Below are 20,677 nucleotides of genomic sequence, written 5' to 3' on the forward strand. Positions count from 1 at the left end.
TTACCACCGGCGTTCGAAGCGGCGGCGCAGGAGGATGGCGATAATGTTCATCGTCATCAGGAAGACCAGCAGGATGATGATCCCGCCCCAGGCGCGTTCATAATAGGCAGGGTCGGCACGCTTGGCCCATTCGTAGATCTGGGCGGGCATGGCCGAGTTCGGCGAGAGGAAGCCGGCGGCCACGCCGTCGGGCATGTTGGAGGCGATGAAGCCCACCATGCCGATCAGCAGCAGCGGCGCGGTTTCGCCAAGCGCCTGCGCGAGGCCGAGGATGGTCCCGGTCAGGATGCCCGGCATGGCCAGCGGCAGCACGTGGTGGAACACCGACTGCATCTTGGAGGCGCCGACGCCGAGGGCCGCATCGCGGATCGAGGGCGGCACCGCCTTCAGCGAGGCGCGGGTCGAGATGATGATCGTCGGCAGCGTCATCAGCGTCAGCACGAGGCCCCCCACCAGCGGCGCCGACATCGGAAGATGGGCGAACTGGATGAAGACCGCGAGGCCGAGGATACCGAAGACGATGGAAGGCACGGCCGCGAGGTTCGAGATGTTCACCTCGATCAGGTCGGTCCAGCGGTTCTTGGGCGCGAATTCCTCAAGGTAGATCGAGGCGGCCACGCCGATCGGCAGCGACAGGACGAGGACCACGATCATCATGAAGAGAGAGCCCACCATCGAGACACCCAGGCCGGCCTGTTCCGGACGGCTTTCCGAGGCGTCCGAGCCGAAGATGAAGGCCCAGTTGAAGCTCCGCTCCAGCGCCCCCAGATCGTGGAGTTGATCCACGATATCAAGGTGTTCCGCATCGAGGTTCTTGTCGCGGGCGAGGCTTTCGCGGGTCACGCGGCCCTTCATGTAACCGTCGACGCGGCTCGAGGCGAGCAGCTTGAAGTCGACGGTCTGGCCGATCAGGTCCGGGTTCGCCAGCACGGTGTCGCGCACCTGTGCCGCCGCCGAGGAGGAGACCATGTCGCGCAGCTTGGCGGGCTTGGCGAAGGGCATCTCGATTCCGTTCTCTTCAAGCGTCTTGACCAGCGCGTCATCCAGCAGCGGCGCATAGCCGAAGGTGGTGACCTTGCGCATCACGTCAGGGTCACGGACGCCGGATTTGTCGAGCTTGTCCTCGGGTAGGTAGATCGGCACCGTGACGAAGGTCTGGGTGAAGGCCGGGACCCCGTTGCGCACGATGGAGACCAGCAGCAGGATCAGGAAGATCACGCCTATCCCGACGGCGGCCATGCCGTAGAACTTGAAGCGGGCCTCGGCGGCGTTGCGGCGCTTGGTGCGGGCGTCCTGCTCCAGCAGGGACCCACTCTTGGCGGGACGGCCCTCGGCACCGGGTTGCACGGTTGCGTCGGTCATTCGTATTGCTCCCGGTACTTGCGCACGATGTAGAGCGCGAAGATGTTCAGACCCAGCGTGATGACGAAGAGCGTCATGCCGAGGGCGAAGGCCACCAGTGCCTCGGGCGAGGCGAAGTCCGCGTCGCCGGTCAGCTGGCTGACGATCTTGGCGGTGACGGTGGTCATGGCTTCGAAGGGGTTGAGCGAGAGCCGGGCCGCGGCCCCTGCCCCCATGACGACGATCATCGTCTCGCCGATGGCCCGCGAGGCCGCCAGCAGCACGGCGCCCACGATCCCCGGCAGCGCCGCCGGCAGGACCACCTGCTTGACGGTTTCCGACTTGGTCGCGCCAAGGCCCAGCGAACCGTCGCGCATGGCCTGCGGCACGGCGTTGATGATGTCATCGGACAGCGAGGACACGAAGGGGATCAGCATGATGCCCATGACGAGGCCCGCGGTCATGACGGCGGTGCCGCCGCTCATCCAGCCGAGGCCGAGCGCGCCTTCGTTGCCGAAGACATTCACCAGCATCGGGCCCACGGTGACGAGCGCGAAGAGACCGTAGACGATGGTCGGGATGCCCGCGAGGACCTCCAGCATCGGCTTGGCCACGGCGCGAATCTTGGGGCCTGCGTACTCCGACAGGTAGACCGCCGCGAAGAGCCCGATCGGCACCGCCACGGCAAGTGCGATGATCGAGATGTAGAAGGTGCCCCAGAAGAGCGGCAGGATGCCCAGTTCCGAGCCGCCGCCGAAAGAGGGCGCCCAGGTGGTGCCGAAGAAGAACTCCGACGCAGGGTAGAGCTTGAAGAACTCGATCGTGTTGAAGATCAGCGAGAGCACGATGCCAAGCGTGGTCAGGATCGCGATCGAGGCCGCCGCGATCAGCAGGCCCAGCGTCGCCTTCTCCACGCTGTTGCGGGCGCGGAAATCCGGTGCGGTGCGGCTCAGCGCCCAGCCGAGGCCGCCAAGGGCCAGCAGCAGGACGATGACGGTGCGCACCATGTTGCCCGTCGCGGTCGAAGCGCGGTAGGCCTGCGCGGCCTCAAGGACAGCGGGCTGCACGTCCGAACCGATGGCCACGCCGACACCGCCCAGCAGGGCGCGCACGTCGGTGGCCCCCGCGTCGAGCGACATGGCTTCATCCGCCGTCAGCGCGCCGCGCTCCACCGCGAGGTCGAGGCCATCGGCCACCCGGCGGACATCGGACATCACCAGGCTCAGCTCACCGGCGGTGGTGTAGCTGGTGTCGGGGATCATCGACTTGACCGAGGTGTCGATCAGCATCGGCTGCACGATCAGCCAGACCGCCAGAACCAGCAGCGCGGGCATGAGCGCCCAGATCCCGACGTGGAACCCGTAATAATTGGGGAGGGAATGCAGGTGCCGGCTGTCGCCGTCCACCATGGCCAGGGCGCGTTGACGGCCGAGGACGAACCCCAGCACGGCCAGCACCAGCACGGCGATGAAAATCCAGAGGGCGGGCATAATGAACTCACTGACGTCTAAGGAAGTTCGAAAGGCTGGGGCCACTGGCGGCGGCTGGGTCCCAAGCAAAAAGGCGGTGCCCCCGGTTTCCCGGAGGCACCGCCCTCATAGGCGTCGATTACGACGAGGAACCCATGGTCTTTTCTTCTTCGACCATCGACTGGGTGTCTGCCAGCTCGGGGTCGGAGACGAGGCCGTAGGCCGAGAGCGGGCCATCGGGGCCTGCCATGTCGTCGGAGACGAAGAACTCAGCATACTCTTTCAGGCCGGGGATCACGCCGATGTGGGCCTTCTTGATGTAGAAGTACAGCGGACGCGACACCGGGTAGTCGCCCGAGGCGATGGTCTCGGTGGAGGGCTCAACACCCGACATGGTCGCCACTTTCAGCTTGTCGGTGTTGTTCTCGTAGAAGGCCAGGCCGAAGACGCCGATCGCGTTCGCGTTCGAGTCGATGCGGGCCAGGGTCTCGGTGTAGTCGCCGTCGATGTCGACCGACTTGCCGTCGGTGCGGACTTCCATGCAGGACTTCTCGGCTGCTTTCTTGTCGCCGCCGTTTGCGCCCATGAAGGCTTCGAAGGCGCCGGTGGCTTCACAGCCGGCCACGAGGACCTTCTCTTCGAAGACTTCGCGGGTGCCGTGCTTGGTGCCGGGGATGAAGCCGAGGATGTCGGCGTCGGGCAGATCGGCGTTGAACTCGGTCCACTTGGTGTAGGCGTTGTCGACCAGCTCACCGTCCTTGACCACTTTGGCGGCCAGGGCGTTGTAGATGTCTGCGGGCTCGAAGGCGGTGTATTCCGGGCCGTTCAGCTGCGAAGCGAAGACGATCCCGTCGTAGCCGATGCGGACCTGGATGATGTCGGTCACGCCGTTGGCGGCACAGGTTTCGATTTCCGACGACTTGATGGCGCGCGAAGCGTTCGCCACGTCGATGGTGTTTTCGCCGACGCCTTCGCAGAAGCGCTTGAGACCCGAGGACGAGCCACCCGATTCAACGACCGGGGTCGGGAAGTCGAAGTTCTCGCCGAAGGCTTCTGCCACGATCGAGGCGTAGGGCAGAACGGTCGAGGAACCGGCGACCTGCACCTGATCACGGGCGGCTGCAGCGGTTGCGGAGACTGCGGCGATCGCCAGCGTCGAGGCGGTCAGTTTGATGAAGGACATGCGGATTGCTCCTGATGTAAGTTTTGGCGGTCACCACCCCCTGGTGACCCTGACCCGCCTGCTAAAGACGGCGCGCTATGCTTTTGTGACACTTGTGTAACGCTTTTATGACATAGCACAGGTTGCCTGATTTCCGTAGCGGAAGCCCGCCACTTGGTTGCCGCAACCCTGACGCGAAAACACAGACGCCGCCCGGTGGGGCGGCGTCCTTCATTCAGAACTTTCGTATTTATCTCAGCGACTTAGCTAGACGGCAGGATGACAGAAAAGCTTGACCCCTGCCCCGGTTCGCTCTCGATCCTGAGGCGCCCGCGGTGGCGGTTGATGATGTGCTTCACGATGGCGAGGCCCAGTCCGGTGCCGCCCATTTCCCGCGATCTGTGACTGTCGACTCGGTAGAAGCGCTCGGTCAGGCGGGGAATGTGAACCAGCTCGATCCCCGGTCCCTTGTCAGCCACGGTCACCGTCACGCCGGGGCCGCGCAGCGCCGCGAGATGGGGCTTTGCCTCCATCGTCACCTTCACCTCGCCACCCGAGCCGCCGTATTTCACCGCGTTCTCGATCAGGTTGGTGAAGACCTGCCGCAGCTGATCTGCATCCGCCGCGATGATGACGGGCTCCTCCGGGAAGACCTCGATCAGCTCCACGCCCCGCGCCTCGGCCAGCGGGCCCAGTGTCCGGCAGACACCGTCAAGCAGGCCGCGCAGATCCACCCGTTCCGTGGGGCGCATCCGCTCCTCGCTCTCCACGCGCGACAGCGACAGCAGGTCCTTGACCAGCCGCTCCATCCGCGTCGCTTCCGAGTGCATGATGTCGAGGAACCGGTCCCGGGCCGCCTCGTCGTTGCGGGCCGGGCCGCGCAGCGTCTCGATGAAGCCCAGAAGCGCAGTCAGCGGCGTGCGCAGCTCATGGCTCACGTTGGCCACGAAGTCGCGCCGCATCTGGCTGGCCTGCTCCACCGGGGTCACGTCCTCGAAGGAGACCAGCACGGCCGTGCCCCGCGCCGTGGTCACGAGGCCGCAGGTCACCCGGTAGGTCACGTCCTGCTTGCCCGCCGTGGCGAGGTAGCGCGTCTCCTGCAGCTTGCCGGTGGCGAAACAGGCCTCCACCGCGTCCAGCACCGTGGGCTGGCGGATCGCGGTGATGAAATGCCGCCCCGTGATGCCGGCGCCGAGGATCGCGGCGCCCCGCGCGTTGATGCCCAGCACCCGCTCGTCCCGGCCCACCAGCAGCGCGGGCAGCGGGATCGCCTCAAGCAGGCCTTCGATCTGCTCCGCCGAGGCGGTCATTTCCGTCGCCATCCGGTCAGTCCAGCGCCACCAGCTGATCGCGGAAGCGGCGCATGTTGGCCTGATAGCCCGCCGCCGATTTCGCCAGCCGCTCGGCCCATTCCGGGCCCAGTTCCTTGACCACCTTGCCGGGGCTTCCCAGCACCATGGAATTGTCGGGGATCACCTTGCCCTCGGTCACCAGCGCCCCGGCCCCGATCAGGCAGTTGTTGCCGATGACCGCGTTGTTCAGGATCGTCGCGCCCATGCCCACCAGCGAGTTGTCCCCGATGGTGCAGCCATGCAGCATGGCCTTGTGGCCGATGGTGCAGTTCCGGCCGATGGTCAGCGGGCAGCCCATGTCGGTGTGCATCACGGTGTTTTCCTGCACGTTGGAGCCTTCACCGATCACGATGGGCTCGTTATCGCCCCGCAGGGTGGAGCCGAACCAGACCGAGGCGCCGGATCGCAGGATCACCTGCCCGATCACATTGGCATCGGGCGCGATCCAGAAATCCCCGTCTTCGGGCAGCTGGGGCCGGAAATTGCCAAGGGCGTAGAGCGTCATGACCTCTCCTCGAATTCGTCGATCAGAGCGCGGGTGAAATCCACCACGCCGGGCTGCTGCGACAGGCGCAGCCTCTCGGCGGACACGATGGTGCGCAGCCGGTCGAAAGTCACGTCCAGATCGTCGTTGATCAGCACGTAGTCGTATTCCGGCCAGTGCGAGATCTCGTCGGCGCTCTTCTCCATCCGCTTGGCAATGACCTCCTCGCTGTCCTGCCCGCGGCTGATCAGGCGGCGTTCCAGCTCCGCGATGGAGGGCGGCAGGATGAAGATCGACAGCGCGTTCTTGCCAAGGGCCGAGTTGCGGATCTGCTGGCCGCCCTGCCAGTCCACGTCGAAGAGCACGTCATGCCCCGCGGTGATGGCGCTTTCCACCGGTGCGCGCGGCGTGCCGTAGAGGTTGCCGAAGACATGGGCGTGTTCCAGCATGTTGCCCGCCGCCACCATGGCCTGAAACTCCTCCTTGGTGTGGAAGAAGTACTCCCGCCCGTGGGCCTCGCCGCTGCGCGGGTCGCGGGTCGTGGCCGAGACGGAGAAGCTCAGCGTCGGGTCCCATTCCCGCAGGCGCTTGGTCAGGGTCGACTTGCCCGCGCCCGAGGGCGAGGACAGGATGATCAGCAGGCCGCGGCGGTTCAGCTCGCGGGGCGCGGTCGGGGTCTTGTGGCTCATGGCGGCGCGGCTCCTGCCCGTCTCGGGGTCTTCTGCGGTCTCGATGGCTCGCGCAGGGTTTGCCCCAAGCCGCGCGGGGGCGCAAGGCTGGGCACGGCCCTCCGCAGGGGCCATATCCATGAAGCTTTTGTAAAACCGGGGCCTGAGCGGCCTACTGGACGTTCTGGACCTGCTCGCGCATCTGGTCGATCACCGCCTTCAGCTCCAGCCCGATCCGGGTCAGACCGGCGTTCTGCGACTTGGAGCAGAGCGTGTTGGCCTCGCGGTTGAACTCCTGTGTCAGGAAGTCGAGCTTGCGGCCGATCATCTCGCCCTGCCCGATCAGGTCACGCGCCGCGCCCACATGGGCCCGCAGGCGGTCCAGTTCCTCGGTCACATCGGCCTTCACCGCCAGCAGCGCCAGTTCCTGCGCCACCCGGTCGGGATCGGCGCCGGTCGCGCCCTCCATCACCCGCGCAAGCGCCGCGTGGAAGGCGGCGATGCTCTCGCTGCGGCGGGTCTCCACCTCGGCGGCGGCTTCCTCGGTCAGGGCCGCGATACGGTCGATCTGGCCCAGCAGGATCTGCTCCAGCGCGGTGCCCTCTGCGGTGCGCATCTCGATGAAGGCGGCCAGCAGCGGGGTGAAATCCGACAGCAGCGCCTTGGCGAGCGCCTCGTTGTCATCCTCCTGCCCCGAACTGTCGAGGACACCGCGCTGCATCAGCAGATCGGCCGCGCGCGAGGGCGCAAGGCTGATGCCCTTGTCGATCGCCGCCTGCTCCACCTGCTCCAGCGCGTCCAGCAGCGCCTCCAGCCGGACCGTGTCGAGGCGCATCGCGCCCTCGCCGTCCTCGCGGGTGATGCGCAGCGACAGCGTGACATTGCCCCGGCCAAGCGCCTTGGTCAGCTGCGCGCGCAGCGCCGTCTCCAGCCCCGGGATCCAGTCCGGCACCCGCAGCCGCAGGTCCAGCCCGCGCCCGTTGACCGAGCGCAGTTCCCAGCTCCAGCTGTGGGGACCAAAGGTGCCCTGTCGGGCCGCGAAACCGGTCATCGAATGCAGCATGGCTGTCCCTCCGCAATGGGTGTCAGTTCGGGTTGGGCGTGGCTAATGCCTTGAAAGGGCCCGGGTCAAGCCCGCCAACGGCGCCCCGTGGCGCCGCCTACGGTTAACCATTTGATACGATTTTCGCCAAAAGCCAGCCGTTTCATGGCATCTTAACGGAGAAGTAACACCTCCGGACATACGGTTAACAATCAGGTGGGGCGCTGCCCTGCCCGCGACCGTTCTGCCCGGGGACGCAGGGCTGAGAGAGGCGAGCATGGAACGGGACGGGCATCCGGCAGCGGGACAGAAGGTGGTGGAGATGGCGAGATTCGCGGATCAGGCCCGCTTCGGCGCGATTGCCGAGGTCGAGGCCTACTGGCAGGCGCTGCGCGCGGGCCGATTGGTACCCCGCCGCTCCGACATCGACCCGCGCGGGATCGAACGGGCGCTGGAATATGCCTTCGTGCTGGAACGGATCGCCGCTGGTCTGGCCCGGCTGCGGATCGCGGGCACGCATCTGAGCGACCTGATGGGGATGGAGGTGCGCGGGATGCCGCTCTCCACCTTCTTCACGCCCGAAAGCCGGGCCCAGGTCGGCGAGGTGCTGGAACAGGTCTTTGACAGCCCCGCCATCGCCACGCTGACGCTCACCGCCGAACGCGGCATCGGCAAGCCCGCGCTGGAGGGCAAGGTGATCCTGCTGCCCCTGATGAGCGACCTTGGCGACGTGACCCGCGTGCTGGGGTGCCTCGCCACCCAGGGCGCCGTGGGCCGCGCGCCGCGTCGGTTCGAGATCACGGGCGTGGAGACACGGCCCCTGCTGGGCGATGCCGCCCTTGGCCTTGCGCCGGAGGAAGCCGTTGAGGCCCCGGCCCCCGATCCCCGCGACCTGCCTGCGGGCAGCTATGGCGAGGCGGCGCGTGGGGAGTTCACCGCAGAGGCGGAGCAGCGCAACGGCGCGGATCGGCGCGGGCTGGCGGAACAGGCGATCACCTACCGCGGGCCGGAACGCCGCCAGGGCGACCGCCGGGTCGCCCACCTGCGCCTTGTGCGCAGCGACGGGGATGACGTGGAGGAGTGAGGCATCGCCTCACATATCCCGCACAAAGCCCTGACATGAAACAAAAAACGCGCCCTTTCGGGGCGCGTTTCTCATTCGTCATCCGGGCGATCCTCAGACCGCTTCGGCCACCCGCTCGGCGCGCAGCTTGGTCAGCTCCTCGGCCACGAGGAAGGCCAACTCCAGCGACTGCGAAGCGTTGAGCCGCGGGTCGCAGGCGGTGTGATACCGGTCCGAGAGGTTCTCGTCCGTCACGGCCACGACGCCGCCGGTGCATTCAGTCACGTCGAGACCGGTCATCTCGAAGTGCACGCCGCCCGGTACGGTGCCCTCGGCGCTGTGGACGGCGAAGAATTCCTTCACCTCGCGCAGCACGTTGTCGAAGGGCCGGGTCTTGTAGCCCGAGGCCGACTTGACCGTGTTCCCGTGCATCGCGTCACAGGTCCAGAGCACGTTGGCGCCCTCTTCCTTCACGGCCTTGATGAGCTTGGGCAGATGCTCGCCCACCTTGCCGGCGCCGAAACGCGCGATCAGGGTCAGGCGGCCCGGTTCGTTCTCGGGGTTCAGCGTGGCCAGCAGGCGCTTGAGGTCGTCCACCTCCATCGAGGGGCCGCACTTGAGGCCAATCGGGTTCAGGACACCGCGGCAGAATTCCACGTGCGCGCCGTCGGGCTGACGGGTGCGGTCGCCGATCCAGACCATGTGGCCCGAGCCCGCGAGCCACTTGCCGGAGGTCGAGTCGACGCGGGTCAGCGCCTCTTCGTATTCCAGCAGCAGCGCCTCGTGCGAAGTGTAGAAATCCACCATCCGCAGCGTGTGCTCACGATCCGAGTTCACGCCCGCGGCCTTGATGAAGTCCAGCGTGTCCGAGATCCGGTTCGCCATGTCGCGGAACCGCGAGGCCTCGTCCGCCTCGGTGAAGCCGAGGGTCCAGCGGTGCACCTCGTGGACGTCGGCGTAACCACCGGTCGAGAAGGCGCGCAGCAGGTTCAGCGTGGCCGCGGCCTGCGTGTAGGCCTGCAGCATCCGCTGGGGATCGGGGATCCGCGAGGCGGCGGTGAAGCCGAGATCGTTGATGATGTCGCCGCGGTAGCTGGGCAGTTCCACGCCGTCCACCACCTCGGTCGGGGCCGAGCGCGGCTTGGCGAACTGGCCCGCCATGCGGCCCACTTTCACCACCGGCACCTTGGCGCCGAAGGTCAGCACCATGGCCATCTGCAGCATCACCTTGAAGGTGTCGCGGATCGCATCGGCGCTGAATTGGTCAAAGCTCTCTGCGCAGTCTCCCCCCTGCAGCAGGAACGCCTCACCACGGGACGCGGCACCGAGGGCTTTCTTGAGCCGGCGCGCCTCGCCCGCAAAGACGAGCGGCGGATACTTCGACAGCTTCGATTCCACCTCGGTCAGTGCCGCGGCATCCTCGTAGACGGGCATCTGAACCCGCGGTTTGTCTCTCCAGCTCGACTTCGTCCAGGTCTTCATCTTTCGTCCTCCGGGACCCTTCCTAAATAGGAGGCCAGCATATAGCGAAGCACCACCGAAAACGCCACAAGCGATTTGCGACGCCTTGACGACGCTTTCGCTCTCTGCGCTGCTACGGATCACCGGATTTTAAGGTGAGTCTGCGAGACCCTCTCCCGCACACCGAGGAACCGGCCGGAACCCAGTCTCAGAGGCCCAAATGTCGCCTGCCCGGCCCGATACCACCCAGATCGAAGCCCCCGTCATCCCGACGGACACCCGCACCCGCCGCTTCGTCTTCGTCCTGCTGAACAACTTCTCTCTCCTCGCCTTTGCCTCCGCCCTCGATTGCCTGCGCATCGCGAACCGGATGACCGGCATGAAGCTCTACGACTGGCGCTATGCCAGCGTCGACGGGGCACCGGTGACATGCTCGGCCGGGGCGCAATTCAACGTGGACGGTCCCCTCGGCGAGGTCAGCCGCGATGACACCGTGCTGATCTGCGGCGGCCTCAACGTGCAGGACGAGACCTCCAAGCCGCTGCTGAACTGGCTGCGCCGCGAGGCCCGCAAGGGCCCGGCGATCGGCGGGCTCTGCACCGCGGCCTATGTGCTCGGCAAGGCCGGGCTGCTGGACGGCAAGCGCGCCACGATCCACTGGGAGAACCAGGACAGCTTCTCGGAGGAATTCGAGGAAGTGGCCCTGACCAAGTCGGTCTTCGTGGTGGATGGGCGGCGCATGACCTCCGCGGGGGGCACCTCCTCCATCGACCTGATGCTGAAGCTGATCGCCGACCAGAACGGCGAGGACCTGGCCAACGCCGTGGCCGACCAGCTGATCTACTCGTCGATTCGGACGGACCAGGACACGCAGCGCCTCTCCGTGCCGACCCGGATCGGCGTGCGGCACCCCAAGCTGAGCCAGGTCATCCACATGATGGAGCGCAACATCGAGGAGCCGATCAGCCCCTCGCTGCTGGCCAAGGACGTGGGCATGTCCACCCGGCAGCTGGAACGGCTGTTCCGGCGCTACCTCAACCGCTCGCCCAAGCGGTACTACATGGAGCTCCGGCTCCAGAAGGCGCGCAACCTGCTCATGCAGACCGACATGAGCGTGATCAACGTGGCGCTCGCCTGCGGGTTTGCCTCGCCCTCGCATTTCTCGAAATGCTACCGGGCCCATTACGAGACCACGCCCTACCGCGAACGCGGCAGCCACGCGGGCAAGCCCGGCGAGGCTGGCGAGGAGGTCTTCATCGACGAGGCCGACGGGACCTTCCTGGATGACGACCTGCTTGACGGGGAGGAATAACGGGTGCGCCTGCGGCGGGCGGGGTTGGGGGCTGTCTGCCCCCCTTGGCCCTGACGGGCCAATTCCCCCCGAGGATATTTGGAAAACGGAAATTGCGGGGGACCGGGCAAGATATGGTGGGGCCCGGGGCGGCGTGAGAACGCGCGTTTCGGGAACAATGCGGCACTGCAGCGTGCAGGACCCCCTTTCCCTCTGGTATTTTCGGCAGAAGCCGTATAGGCGGACCGCGAACCGCTATTGGAGGCCCCATGGACCTGCGTAACATCGCCATTATCGCCCACGTTGACCACGGCAAGACGACCCTCGTTGACGAGCTCCTGAAGCAGTCGGGCGCCTTCCGTGAGAACCAGGCCGTGGCCGAACGCGCGATGGACAGCAACGACCTCGAGCGCGAGCGCGGGATCACCATCCTCGCCAAGGCGACCTCGGTCGAGTGGAAAGGGCACCGGATCAACATCGTCGACACGCCCGGCCACGCCGACTTCGGCGGCGAGGTGGAGCGGATCCTGAGCATGGTCGACGGCGTCGTCCTGCTGGTGGACGCGGCCGAAGGCCCGATGCCCCAGACGAAATTCGTGACCTCCAAGGCACTTGCCCTGGGCCTGCGCCCGATCGTGGTGCTGAACAAGGTCGACAAGCCGGACGCAGAGCCCGACCGCGCGCTCGACGAATGCTTCGACCTCTTCGCCAGCCTCGGTGCCGACGAAGACCAGCTCGACTTCCCGCATCTCTATGCCTCGGGCCGCTCCGGCTGGGCCGACAACGAGCTCGACGGGCCGCGCAAGAACCTCGACGCGCTGTTCCAGCTGGTCGTGAACCACGTGCCGAAGCCCAAGCAGATCGCCAAGCAGGACGACGATTTCCGCATGCTGGCCACCACCCTCGGCTCGGACCCCTTCGTGGGCCGCATCCTGACGGGCCGCGTGGAATCGGGCAAGCTGAAGGTCGGCGCCACGGTGCAGGCCCTCTCGCGCATCGGCCAGAAGATCGAACAGTTCCGCGTCACCAAGATCCGCGCCTTCCGTGGCCTCGCCCAGCAGGACATCGAAGAAGCCGTGGCCGGCGATATCGTCTCGCTCGCCGGGATGACCAAGGCGACCGTGTCGGACACGATCTGCGCCCTCGCCGTGGAAGAACCGCTCGACGCGCAGCCGATCGACCCGCCGACCATCACCGTGACCTTCGGCATCAACGACAGCCCGCTGGCTGGCCGTGACGGCAAGAAGGTGCAATCCCGCGTGATCCGCGAGCGCCTGCTGAAGGAAGCGGAATCGAACGTTGCGATCAAGGTCACCGACACCCCCGGCGGCGAGGCCTTCGAGGTCTCGGGCCGTGGCGAACTCCAGATGGGCGTTCTGATCGAGAACATGCGCCGCGAAGGCTTCGAGCTGTCGATCTCCCGTCCGCAGGTGATCATGCGCGAAGAGAACGGCCAGCGTATGGAGCCGATCGAGGAAGTCACCATCGACGTGGATGACGAATACTCCGGCGCGGTGATCGAGAAGATCACCGGTGCACGCAAGGGCGACATGACCGAGATGAAGGCCGCAGGCGCCGGCAAGACCCGGATCGTCGCCCACGTGCCCTCGCGCGGCCTGATCGGCTATCACGGTGAATTCCTGACCGACACCCGCGGCACCGGCGTGCTGAACCGCGTGTTCCACTCCTGGGCGCCCTACAAGGGCCCGATCCCGGGCCGTCGCGCAGGGGTGCTGATCTCGATGGAGAACGGCCAGACCGTCGCCTATGCGCTGTGGAACCTCGAAGAGCGCGGCAAGATGTTCCTGGGTGCCCAGGCCGACGTCTACACCGGCATGATCATCGGCGAGCATTCGCGCGACAACGACCTCGAAGTGAACCCGCTGAAGGGCAAGAAGCTGACCAACGTCCGGGCCTCGGGCACCGATGACGCGGTCCGCCTCACCACCCCGGTGACGCTCTCGCTGGAAGAGGCCATCGCCTACATCAACGACGACGAACTGGTCGAAGTGACGCCGAACGCGATCCGTCTGCGCAAGCGCTACCTTGACCCGCACGAGCGTAAGCGGATGTCGAAATCCTCGTAATCCGAGGGACGTGATATTGGAAAGGCCGGGCTGAGCGCCCGGCCTTTTTCGTTGCAGGGCGCCTCAACCCTGCGGCTTGATCCGGTCGAGCAGCTCGACCTTACCGCCCTTGGTGACACGAAAGACGACGATTTCGCCTGAGGCCGGAAAGACATCGGTCAGCGCGGTGATATTCACCTGGTGGGTCACCATGAGCGACCGTGTGCCCTCGGGCCAGCTGCCGATCTCTTCGATCAGGGCCTGGGTCCGTGGGCCACTCTCTGCGCGCTCGTTCCAGAAGCTGTCGACCAGCGGAAGGTTGGACACCGGGCCGAGGTTCATCAGCTCGGCGGTTTCCGTGGCCCGGCACCATGCGCTTGCATAGACGTGGTCGAAGCGGATGCCCGCGGCCTCGAGCGCCGCGCCCGTGGCCCGGGCCTGGGCCCGTCCGGTGCCATCGAGGTTGCGCTGCGTGCTGCAGTCTTCAAGCGCGAAGCCAGCCGGGTCGCCGGTGCCGGGCGCCCTGGCATGACGCATGATCGCCTGCGCACCGGGCTGCTCGAGCGCGTCATAGGGGCCGGCTGCGGCCACGGAGGGCGCTGTGGCGGCGGCCAGAAGGAACATGGCGGCAAGGGCGGGCAGAGTGCGGTGGACAGGGGATCGGGTAAGGGCCATGGTCAGTCTCCTTCTGGAACAGCATCGGGGTCTGACGGGGTACGCAGCCAGCGGGACATTGGATGAGTTGAGAGGGAGGCTGCCCCGGGAGGGCTGCTTGTGGGGGGTGTCCGAGGGCTGACGGATGCGCAAGGCCGGCACGCCCCAAGGCATCGCTATCGCACGTGGCCCGCCCCTGCCCTTCGGTCAGAAAAAAGCGGCACTGCAAGGACTTGCAGCGCCGCTCTCATGTATCTGACGAGGTCCGGGCCCAGATCAGCTGTTGATCTCGACCACCAGAAGATCGCGTTCCGACGCGCCGCGGGCATGTTCCAGCCCGGCCTGGTAGGCCTCGGAGTGATAGCATTCCACCGCGCGGTCGCGCGTCGGGAACAGCGCCACCACGTTGCGCGGCCGGTCGTTGCCTTCCATCTGGACGTAGCCACCGGCGCGGGCGAGGAACTGCCCGTCATGGGCCGCGATCGCGGGGCCGGCCTTCACGGCGTATTTGCCGTAGGCCTCCTCGTCGGTGACCTTCACGTGGCCGATCCAGAGCGCCGCCGGCTGGTCCAGCGGATGATCTTCGCTCTCCACGATGCAGAGGTCCCGTTCCGACGCGCCCTCGGCGAAGGCCACGGCCTCCTGGTATTCGGGCGAGCGGTAGCAGGCCACCGCGGCGTCCAGCGAGGGGAAGACCACGATCGTGTGGGACGGACGTTCCAACCCTTCGAGTTGGGTGAAGGGCGCGCGCCGGGCGATGAACCGCCCGCCCTGCGCCTCGATCGCCGGGACCGCGCGCTTGCCGTATTCGGCATAGCGGTCCGCGTCGGTGATGGTGACCTGCGAAATCCAGAGCGCTGCCATATCAGCCCCCGATCACGGCTTCCGCCGCCTTGATCGCCGCCTCGGCCTTGGAGGCATCCTGACCGCCGCCCTGCGCCATGTCGGGACGGCCACCGCCGCCCTTGCCGCCAAGCTCGGCCACGGCCGCGCGGACGAGGTCCACCGCCGAGACCTTGTCGGTCATGTCCGCCGTCACGCCCGCCGCCACGGCGACCTTGCCGCCGGTGTCCGCGATCAGCAGCACCGCGCCGCTCTCCAGCCGCGACTTGTGCTCGTCGATCAGCGGCGGGAGGTCCTTGCCGGAGACGCCGGTCAGCACCTGCGCGAGGAACTTCACGCCGCCGATCTCCTTGGCCTCGGCACCGCCGCCCTGCCCGGCCCCGCCCGACATGGCGAGATCCCGGCGCAGCTGCGCCACCTCGTTGGAGAGCGCCTTGCGTTCGTCGAGCAGCGCCTTGACCCGGGCCACGACGTCGTCGCGGCTGGTCTTCAGCAGGCCTTCGATCTCGCTCAGCGACTGGTCGCGACCGCGCAGCTCGGCCATGGCGGCAGCACCGGTCAGCGCCTCGATCCGGCGGACGCCGGCGGAGGACGCGGTCTCACCCGTCAGGGCGAAGGCACCGATGTCGCCGGTGCGGGTCACATGGGTGCCGCCGCAAAGCTCGATCGAATAAGTCTTGCCGTCCGGGCCCTTGCCGGTGTCGGCGCGGCCCATGGAGACCACGCGGACCTCGTCGCCGTATTTCTCGCCGAAGAGCGCCTGAGCCCCAATAGCGCGCGCGTCATCGGGCGTCATGATGCGGGTCTCGACCGGCGTGTTCTGCCGGATATAGGCGTTCACGTCCCGCTCGACCTGCGCGATCTCCTCAGCCGACAGCGCGGCGCTGTGGGAGAAGTCGAAGCGCAGACGGTCGGGCGCGTTGAGCGAACCGCGCTGTGCCACGTGGTCGCCAAGCGCCTCGCGCAGGGCCTCGTGCAGCAGGTGGGTGGCCGAGTGGTTGGCGCGGATCATGCCGCGACGGCTGTGGTCGACCTCGAGGATCGCCGCCTGGCCGGGTTTCACCGTGCCCTCGGTCACGTCGCCGAAGTGGATGAAGACGCCGTTCACCTTCTTGGTGTCGGTGATCGTCACCTTGGCCTCGTCGGTGACCAGCGTGCCGCTGTCGCCGACCTGACCACCGGATTCCCCGTAGAAGGGCGTCTGGTTCAGCACGATCTGCACGCTGTCGCCCACGGTCGCGGCCTCGGCGGCGGCGCCGTCCTTGACCACGGCCAGCACCACGCCCTCCGCCTTCTCGGTGTCATAGCCGAGGAAGTCGGTCGCGCCGTGCTTGTCGGCGATGTCGAACCAGATCGTCGCATCCGCCGCCTCGCCCGAGCCGGACCAAGCCGCGCGGGCCTTGGCCTTCTGCTCGGCCATGGCGGCGTCGAAGCCGTCGGTGTCCACGGTCCGGCCCTGTTCGCGCAGCGCGTCCTGCGTGAGGTCGAGGGGGAAGCCGTAGGTGTCGTAGAGCTTGAAGGCCGCCGCACCGGGCAGTGCCGCGCCCTCCTCCAGCCCGGTCAGCTCCTCGTCCAGCAGCTTGAGGCCCCGGTCGAGGGTCTGGCGGAAGCGAGTTTCCTCCAGCTTCAGCGTTTCCTCGATCAGCGGCTGAGCCTGTCGCAGCTCGGGATAGGCGTCGCCCATCCGCTTCACCAGTTCCGGCACCAAGCGGTACATCAGCGGATCCTTGGCACCCAGCAGGTGCGCGTGGCGCATGGCGCGGCGCATGATCCGGCGCAGCACATAGCCACGCCCGTCGTTCGAGGGCATCACGCCATCGGCCAGCAGGAAGGAGGTCGAGCGCAGGTGGTCCGCGATCACACGGTGGTGGGTCTTGCCCGGCCCGTCCGGATCGGTCGAGGTGGCATTGGCCGAGGCCTCGATCAGCGAGCGGATCAGATCGGTGGCGTAGTTGTCATTGGTGCCCTGCAGCAGCGCCGCGACCCGCTCGATCCCCATGCCGGTGTCGATGGACTGAGCTTCCAGCTCGCGCCGGGTGCCATCCTCGAACTGCTCGTACTGCATGAAAACGAGGTTCCAGATCTCGACGAAGCGGTCACCGTCCTCTTCCGGGGTTCCCGGAGGGCCGCCCCAGTACTTTTCGCCGTGGTCGTAGAAGATCTCGGAGCACGGGCCGCAGGGGCCGGTCGGGCCCATCATCCAGAAGTTGTCGTTGGTGGCGATGCGGATGATCCGCTCGTCCGGCAGGCCGGCCACCTTCTTCCACAGGTCCGCCGCCTCGTCGTCGGTGTGGTAGACCGTGACCAGCAGCTTGTCCTTGTTGATGCCAAGCTCCTTGGTCACCATCTCCCAGGCGAAGGGGATCGCCTGTTCCTTGAAATAGTCGCCGAAGGAGAAATTCCCCATCATTTCAAAGAAGGTATGGTGCCGCGCAGTATAGCCGACATTGTCGAGGTCATTGTGCTTGCCGCCCGCGCGCACGCATTTCTGCGCCGTCGTCGCACGCTGGTAATCGCGGTGCTCGACACCCGTGAAGAGGTTCTTGAACTGGACCATGCCCGAGTTGGCGAACATCAGGGTCGGGTCGTTGCGGGGAACCAGCGGGCTCGAGGGCACGACTTCGTGGCCCTGTCGCTTGAAATAGCTGAGGAAGCTGGAGCGGATATCGTTCAGCGTCTGCATGTTCGGGCGGCACCTTCCGGGTCTCTAACGTCCCGCTGATGTAACGACCAGCGCGGGTGAAGTCTACCGCCTCCATGCGTGTATCATCCCGCGCAGCAAGGCCCTCCGCGCGCGGGATGCGGTGGCGGCCTTACGGAATCAGGACGTCGTAGGATTTGACCTCGATCTCGCGCCCGCCATAGCCGATGCTGCAGCCGCTGAAGCCTGCGCGGATCTTGCCGGGATGCCAGCCGCCCTTGTACTCGCCCCGGCAGACATAGAGCGTGCGCCCGTCCGCCTCATAGCCGATCGGCACGGCAGCGCCGGGGATCGAGCCGGGGGTGTTGCTCATATTGAGCCAATTGTAGGTGCCCGTCAGCACCCGGTAGTGCGAAGCGGTCAGCTCGCGGCCACCGTAGCCGAAGTTGCAGCCGCTGAAGCCGGGACGGATCTTGCCCGGGTGCCAGCCGCCGTTGTGTTCGGTCACGCAGGAATAAAGCCAGGCGCCGTTGGCCTCCCAGCCCGCCTCGAAGGCACCGCGGGGGATCGAACCGCCCTGGCCCGGTCCATTGGAAAAGGGATCTGCCTGCGCGGTGCCTGCGGACAGCAGGCAGGCCAACGCGGCCAGTGTCTTTGTGAAATGCATTCTCTACCTCGGTCTTGGGACCTCGCCGCAGTGGCGAGCGCCGCCGCCGATCATGCCGAGGCCGCGTCGGTTCCAAAGCGATGTTTCGTATCCCCCTGAAAGCACAGAAGACCCTGTGGCACGGAGGCTGCGTTTTTCAACCAGTCCTTGCAGAAGCCGGGGCTGCTGCCCCTCGAAATCTGGCCTCGCGATCTGGCCTAATGATCGGGCCAACGAACGGGCCGGCGTGTCGCCGCTGCTTGAAGGGCAGGTTCGAGAGGCCTCTTCGTTGCATCCAACTACAGGGCCCACATCGGCAGACCCCAGCCCCGTGACCACCCCAGAGGCCGCAATCACGAAAAAGGCCGGGCATCCGGCCCGGCCTTAGCATGTCACAGGATCGCGCGGGGTCTCCGCCGCGTTCAATCGTCGAGGATATCCCCGTCGTCCTCGTCCGACGCGCCGAAGTCCAGCCCATGGGCCGCACGGATCTTGTCCTCGATCTCGATGGCGATGGCGCTGTTCTCGCGCAGGAAGGTCTTGGCGTTCTCACGCCCCTGCCCGATCCGCTGATCTCCGTAGCTGAACCACGAGCCCGATTTCTCGACCACGCCCGCCTTCACGCCGAGGTCCAGCAACTCGCCCATCTTGGAGATGCCCTCGCCGTACATGATGTCGAACTCGACCTGCTTGAACGGCGGGGCCACCTTGTTCTTCACCACTTTCACGCGGGTCGCGTTGCCGACGACCTCGTCCCGATCCTTGATCGAACCGATGCGGCGGATGTCGAGACGCACGGAGGAGTAGAACTTCAGCGCGTTGCCGCCGGTGGTCGTCTCGGGGCTGCCGAACATGACGCCGATCTTCATCCGGATCTGGTTGATGAAGATCACCATGCAGTTGGATTTCGCGATCGAACCGGTGAGCTTGCGCATCGCCTGACTCATCAGGCGGGCATGCACGCCGACCGAACTGTCGCCCATGTCGCCCTCAAGCTCCGACTTCGGCGTCAGCGCCGCGACGGAGTCGACGATGACCATGGAGACCGCACCGGACCGCACCAGCGTATCGGTGATCTCCAGCGCCTGTTCGCCCGTGTCGGGCTGAGAGATCAGCAGTTCATCAAGGTCCACGCCAAGCTTGCGGGCATAGCCCGGATCAAGCGCATGTTCCGCATCGACGAAGGCGCAGACGCCGCCCTTCTTCTGTTCCTCGGCCACGCAATGCAGCGTGAGCGTGGTCTTGCCCGAGCTTTCGGGCCCGTAAATCTCGATGATCCGGCCCTTGGGCAGGCCGCCGATGCCGAGGGCAATGTCGAGGCCCAGCGATCCGGTCGAGGTGGCCTCGATCTCCTGGATCGCGTCCTTGCCGCCGAGCTTCATGATCGAGCCCTTGCCGAACTGCCGTTCGATCTGGGCCAGAGCGCTGTCCAGCGCCTTTTGCTTGTTGGGGTCGCGCTTGCTGTCCATGCTCAAAAGATCTGCCGTTGCCATTCTTGGCCCCCTTATTTCACACCCCGTGCGGGGCGGCAATCACTGCCGATGTTCGCCTCTTGTTCTTCGCAACATGAGACCAAACAGAGAACATTTCAACTAAATTCCTCTCATTCCCCACTTTTTCGCAGAAGAGTTAAGGAGTAGTTTACGCCGGACATGCGCGCGGCGTCCGGGGGGAGTTCAGGAATATGCTCGTCTTTTCAAAGGCTAAACTTGTGATCCTCTCGGTCCCCAAGACGGGCACCACGGCCATGGAAAGCTTTCTTGGGCCCCATGCAGATATCCTTGTGAAGGAGCCGCCGGAGCTGAAACATGCGCCGGTCTACCGCTACAACCGCTTCTTCCGCCCCATGCTGGAGAAATTCGTCGATCCGGGAATCGAAACCATGGCCGTCATGCGGGAGCCGATCTCTTGGCTTGGCTCCTGGTATCGCTACCGCCAGCGGCCCTTCATGGAGGGCAAGGCGAATGCCACCCATGGGATCAGCTTCGACGACTTCGTTCTCGCCTACTGCCAGGGCAAGCAGCCGCCCTTCGCCAACGTGGGCAGCCAGGCCAAGTTTCTCGAACCCCAACCCAACGGGACGCGGGTGACCCACCTCTTCCGCTACGAGGACCAGCCGGCCATCCATCGCTTCCTCGAAGCGCGGCTTGGCCTGACGCTGGAACTGGACCAAGAAAATGTCTCGCCCCGGATGGAGCTGGCACTCTCTGCAGAGGTCGAGGACAAGCTGCGCCGGAAATGTGCCGAGGAATTTGCGCTCTGGGACAGCATCGGCTGACGTGCCCGTCGCACGCCGCACCGGTTAAACCTCACGCTTTGCGCCGGACGTCGCGGACAATTCCCCGGCCTGTAGGCGACCGGAGCGCTCGCCGTTTGCCTGCGGGCGTTTGGAACGCTGGACGTTTGCGGTCCCTTCGGGCCCTTCGGAACGCTCGACATTTGCAGTCGCTTCGGGCCGTTGGGATGGCTCGGCGCCGTGGGATGATGTCGTCCC

Annotated in this window: 17 protein-coding genes and 1 pseudogene; 4 read left to right on the top strand and 14 right to left on the bottom strand. The window is 66.2% G+C overall.

The window, feature by feature from the left end; genetic code table 11:
* The 7 genes from pstA to LCM32_RS10165 form a co-directional block, all read right to left on the bottom strand.
* The gene (pstA, locus tag LCM32_RS10135) at nucleotides 1-1,362 is read right to left on the bottom strand and encodes a phosphate ABC transporter permease PstA (RefSeq protein WP_224820953.1); all 1,362 of its coding nucleotides are present in this window, start codon (nucleotides 1,360-1,362) and stop codon (nucleotides 1-3) included.
* A complete protein-coding gene (gene pstC / locus LCM32_RS10140) occupies nucleotides 1,359-2,831 on the bottom strand; it encodes a phosphate ABC transporter permease subunit PstC (RefSeq protein WP_224820954.1) in 1,473 nt (490 codons plus the stop codon). The genes pstA and pstC overlap by 4 nt, the downstream gene beginning before the upstream one ends.
* Before the next feature lie 118 nt (nucleotides 2,832-2,949).
* Nucleotides 2,950-3,993, bottom strand: a complete 1,044-nt coding sequence (locus tag LCM32_RS10145) for a substrate-binding domain-containing protein (RefSeq protein ID WP_224820955.1) — start codon at nucleotides 3,991-3,993, stop codon at nucleotides 2,950-2,952.
* Between the two features lie 242 nt (nucleotides 3,994-4,235).
* Entirely contained in the window at nucleotides 4,236-5,294 is a 1,059-nt protein-coding gene (locus LCM32_RS10150; RefSeq protein ID WP_224820956.1) for an ATP-binding protein, read from the bottom strand.
* A 4-nt stretch (nucleotides 5,295-5,298) separates the two neighbouring features.
* Nucleotides 5,299-5,829 (bottom strand): gamma carbonic anhydrase family protein, encoded by a 531-nt coding sequence (locus LCM32_RS10155; protein WP_224820957.1) that lies wholly within the window; start codon nucleotides 5,827-5,829, stop codon nucleotides 5,299-5,301.
* Nucleotides 5,826-6,464 carry a guanylate kinase gene (gene gmk / locus LCM32_RS10160; RefSeq protein ID WP_224821387.1) on the bottom strand — a complete coding sequence of 213 codons (639 nt, stop codon included), beginning with the start codon at nucleotides 6,462-6,464 and terminating at the stop codon, nucleotides 5,826-5,828. The genes LCM32_RS10155 and gmk overlap by 4 nt, the downstream gene beginning before the upstream one ends.
* A gap of 184 nt (nucleotides 6,465-6,648) precedes the next feature.
* Nucleotides 6,649-7,539: a YicC/YloC family endoribonuclease gene (locus LCM32_RS10165; RefSeq protein ID WP_224820958.1), complete on the bottom strand. Its 891-nt coding sequence runs from the start codon at nucleotides 7,537-7,539 to the stop codon at nucleotides 6,649-6,651.
* 301 nt (nucleotides 7,540-7,840) lie between these two features.
* Here LCM32_RS10165 and LCM32_RS10170 point away from each other — a divergent pair, with 301 nt between their 5' ends.
* Nucleotides 7,841-8,602, top strand: a complete 762-nt coding sequence (locus tag LCM32_RS10170) for a PAS domain-containing protein (RefSeq protein WP_224820959.1) — start codon at nucleotides 7,841-7,843, stop codon at nucleotides 8,600-8,602.
* 93 nt (nucleotides 8,603-8,695) lie between these two features.
* Here LCM32_RS10170 and LCM32_RS10175 read toward each other — a convergent pair whose 3' ends face one another.
* The gene (locus LCM32_RS10175) at nucleotides 8,696-10,063 is read right to left on the bottom strand and encodes a class II 3-deoxy-7-phosphoheptulonate synthase (protein ID WP_224820960.1); all 1,368 of its coding nucleotides are present in this window, start codon (nucleotides 10,061-10,063) and stop codon (nucleotides 8,696-8,698) included.
* Nucleotides 10,064-10,262: 199 nt separating this feature from the next.
* Here LCM32_RS10175 and LCM32_RS10180 point away from each other — a divergent pair, with 199 nt between their 5' ends.
* Both LCM32_RS10180 and typA read left to right on the top strand, forming a co-directional pair.
* Complete coding sequence (locus LCM32_RS10180) at nucleotides 10,263-11,354, top strand: GlxA family transcriptional regulator (RefSeq protein WP_224820961.1); 1,092 nt, start codon at nucleotides 10,263-10,265, stop codon at nucleotides 11,352-11,354.
* 248 nt (nucleotides 11,355-11,602) lie between these two features.
* Nucleotides 11,603-13,420, top strand: a complete 1,818-nt coding sequence (gene typA, locus LCM32_RS10185) for a translational GTPase TypA (RefSeq protein WP_224820962.1) — start codon at nucleotides 11,603-11,605, stop codon at nucleotides 13,418-13,420.
* 63 nt (nucleotides 13,421-13,483) lie between these two features.
* Here typA and LCM32_RS10190 read toward each other — a convergent pair whose 3' ends face one another.
* The 6 genes and pseudogenes from LCM32_RS10190 to recA all read right to left on the bottom strand — a co-directional run bounded on the left by LCM32_RS10190 (nucleotide 13,484) and on the right by recA (nucleotide 19,676).
* Nucleotides 13,484-14,074: a histidine phosphatase family protein gene (locus LCM32_RS10190; protein WP_224820963.1), complete on the bottom strand. Its 591-nt coding sequence runs from the start codon at nucleotides 14,072-14,074 to the stop codon at nucleotides 13,484-13,486.
* A gap of 255 nt (nucleotides 14,075-14,329) precedes the next feature.
* On the bottom strand, nucleotides 14,330-14,626 hold the full coding sequence (locus tag LCM32_RS10195) for a DUF1330 domain-containing protein (RefSeq protein WP_224821388.1): 297 nt from the start codon (nucleotides 14,624-14,626) through the stop codon (nucleotides 14,330-14,332).
* A 27-nt stretch (nucleotides 14,627-14,653) separates the two neighbouring features.
* Nucleotides 14,654-14,917: pseudogene (locus LCM32_RS10200) on the bottom strand (DUF1330 domain-containing protein); the annotation flags it as partial.
* A gap of 1 nt (nucleotide 14,918) precedes the next feature.
* A complete protein-coding gene (gene alaS / locus LCM32_RS10205) occupies nucleotides 14,919-17,579 on the bottom strand; it encodes an alanine--tRNA ligase (RefSeq protein ID WP_224820964.1) in 2,661 nt (886 codons plus the stop codon).
* 130 nt (nucleotides 17,580-17,709) lie between these two features.
* Nucleotides 17,710-18,204, bottom strand: coding sequence for a DUF3421 domain-containing protein (locus tag LCM32_RS10210; protein WP_224820965.1), 495 nt, complete (start codon nucleotides 18,202-18,204; stop codon nucleotides 17,710-17,712).
* A gap of 401 nt (nucleotides 18,205-18,605) precedes the next feature.
* Nucleotides 18,606-19,676: a recombinase RecA gene (recA, locus tag LCM32_RS10215; protein ID WP_224820966.1), complete on the bottom strand. Its 1,071-nt coding sequence runs from the start codon at nucleotides 19,674-19,676 to the stop codon at nucleotides 18,606-18,608.
* A 191-nt stretch (nucleotides 19,677-19,867) separates the two neighbouring features.
* Here recA and LCM32_RS10220 point away from each other — a divergent pair, with 191 nt between their 5' ends.
* A complete protein-coding gene (locus tag LCM32_RS10220; RefSeq protein ID WP_224820967.1) occupies nucleotides 19,868-20,461 on the top strand; it encodes a gamma-glutamyl kinase in 594 nt (197 codons plus the stop codon).
* Nucleotides 20,462-20,677 lie beyond the last annotated feature (216 nt).

It is taken from the genome of Pseudooceanicola nanhaiensis (genome assembly GCF_020171315.1).
GTDB lineage: Bacteria > Pseudomonadota > Alphaproteobacteria > Rhodobacterales > Rhodobacteraceae > Pseudooceanicola > Pseudooceanicola nanhaiensis_A.

Excerpts from the sequence above, each read along its gene's own strand:
- LCM32_RS10210 (WP_224820965.1), bottom strand. The coding sequence starts at position 18,204 with ATGCATTTCACAAAGACACTGGCCGCGTTGGCCTGCCTGCTGTCCGCA.
- LCM32_RS10170 (WP_224820959.1), top strand. The coding sequence starts at position 7,841 with ATGGCGAGATTCGCGGATCAGGCCCGCTTCGGCGCGATTGCCGAGGTC.
- LCM32_RS10220 (WP_224820967.1), top strand. The coding sequence starts at position 19,868 with ATGCTCGTCTTTTCAAAGGCTAAACTTGTGATCCTCTCGGTCCCCAAG.
- LCM32_RS10175 (WP_224820960.1), bottom strand. The coding sequence starts at position 10,063 with ATGAAGACCTGGACGAAGTCGAGCTGGAGAGACAAACCGCGGGTTCAG.
- pstC (WP_224820954.1), bottom strand. The coding sequence starts at position 2,831 with ATGCCCGCCCTCTGGATTTTCATCGCCGTGCTGGTGCTGGCCGTGCTG.
- LCM32_RS10145 (WP_224820955.1), bottom strand. The coding sequence starts at position 3,993 with ATGTCCTTCATCAAACTGACCGCCTCGACGCTGGCGATCGCCGCAGTC.
- recA (WP_224820966.1), bottom strand. The coding sequence starts at position 19,676 with ATGGCAACGGCAGATCTTTTGAGCATGGACAGCAAGCGCGACCCCAAC.
- pstA (WP_224820953.1), bottom strand. The coding sequence starts at position 1,362 with ATGACCGACGCAACCGTGCAACCCGGTGCCGAGGGCCGTCCCGCCAAG.
- LCM32_RS10150 (WP_224820956.1), bottom strand. The coding sequence starts at position 5,294 with ATGGCGACGGAAATGACCGCCTCGGCGGAGCAGATCGAAGGCCTGCTT.
- typA (WP_224820962.1), top strand. The coding sequence starts at position 11,603 with ATGGACCTGCGTAACATCGCCATTATCGCCCACGTTGACCACGGCAAG.
- LCM32_RS10165 (WP_224820958.1), bottom strand. The coding sequence starts at position 7,539 with ATGCTGCATTCGATGACCGGTTTCGCGGCCCGACAGGGCACCTTTGGT.
- alaS (WP_224820964.1), bottom strand. The coding sequence starts at position 17,579 with ATGCAGACGCTGAACGATATCCGCTCCAGCTTCCTCAGCTATTTCAAG.
- LCM32_RS10155 (WP_224820957.1), bottom strand. The coding sequence starts at position 5,829 with ATGACGCTCTACGCCCTTGGCAATTTCCGGCCCCAGCTGCCCGAAGAC.
- LCM32_RS10190 (WP_224820963.1), bottom strand. The coding sequence starts at position 14,074 with ATGGCCCTTACCCGATCCCCTGTCCACCGCACTCTGCCCGCCCTTGCC.
- LCM32_RS10180 (WP_224820961.1), top strand. The coding sequence starts at position 10,263 with ATGTCGCCTGCCCGGCCCGATACCACCCAGATCGAAGCCCCCGTCATC.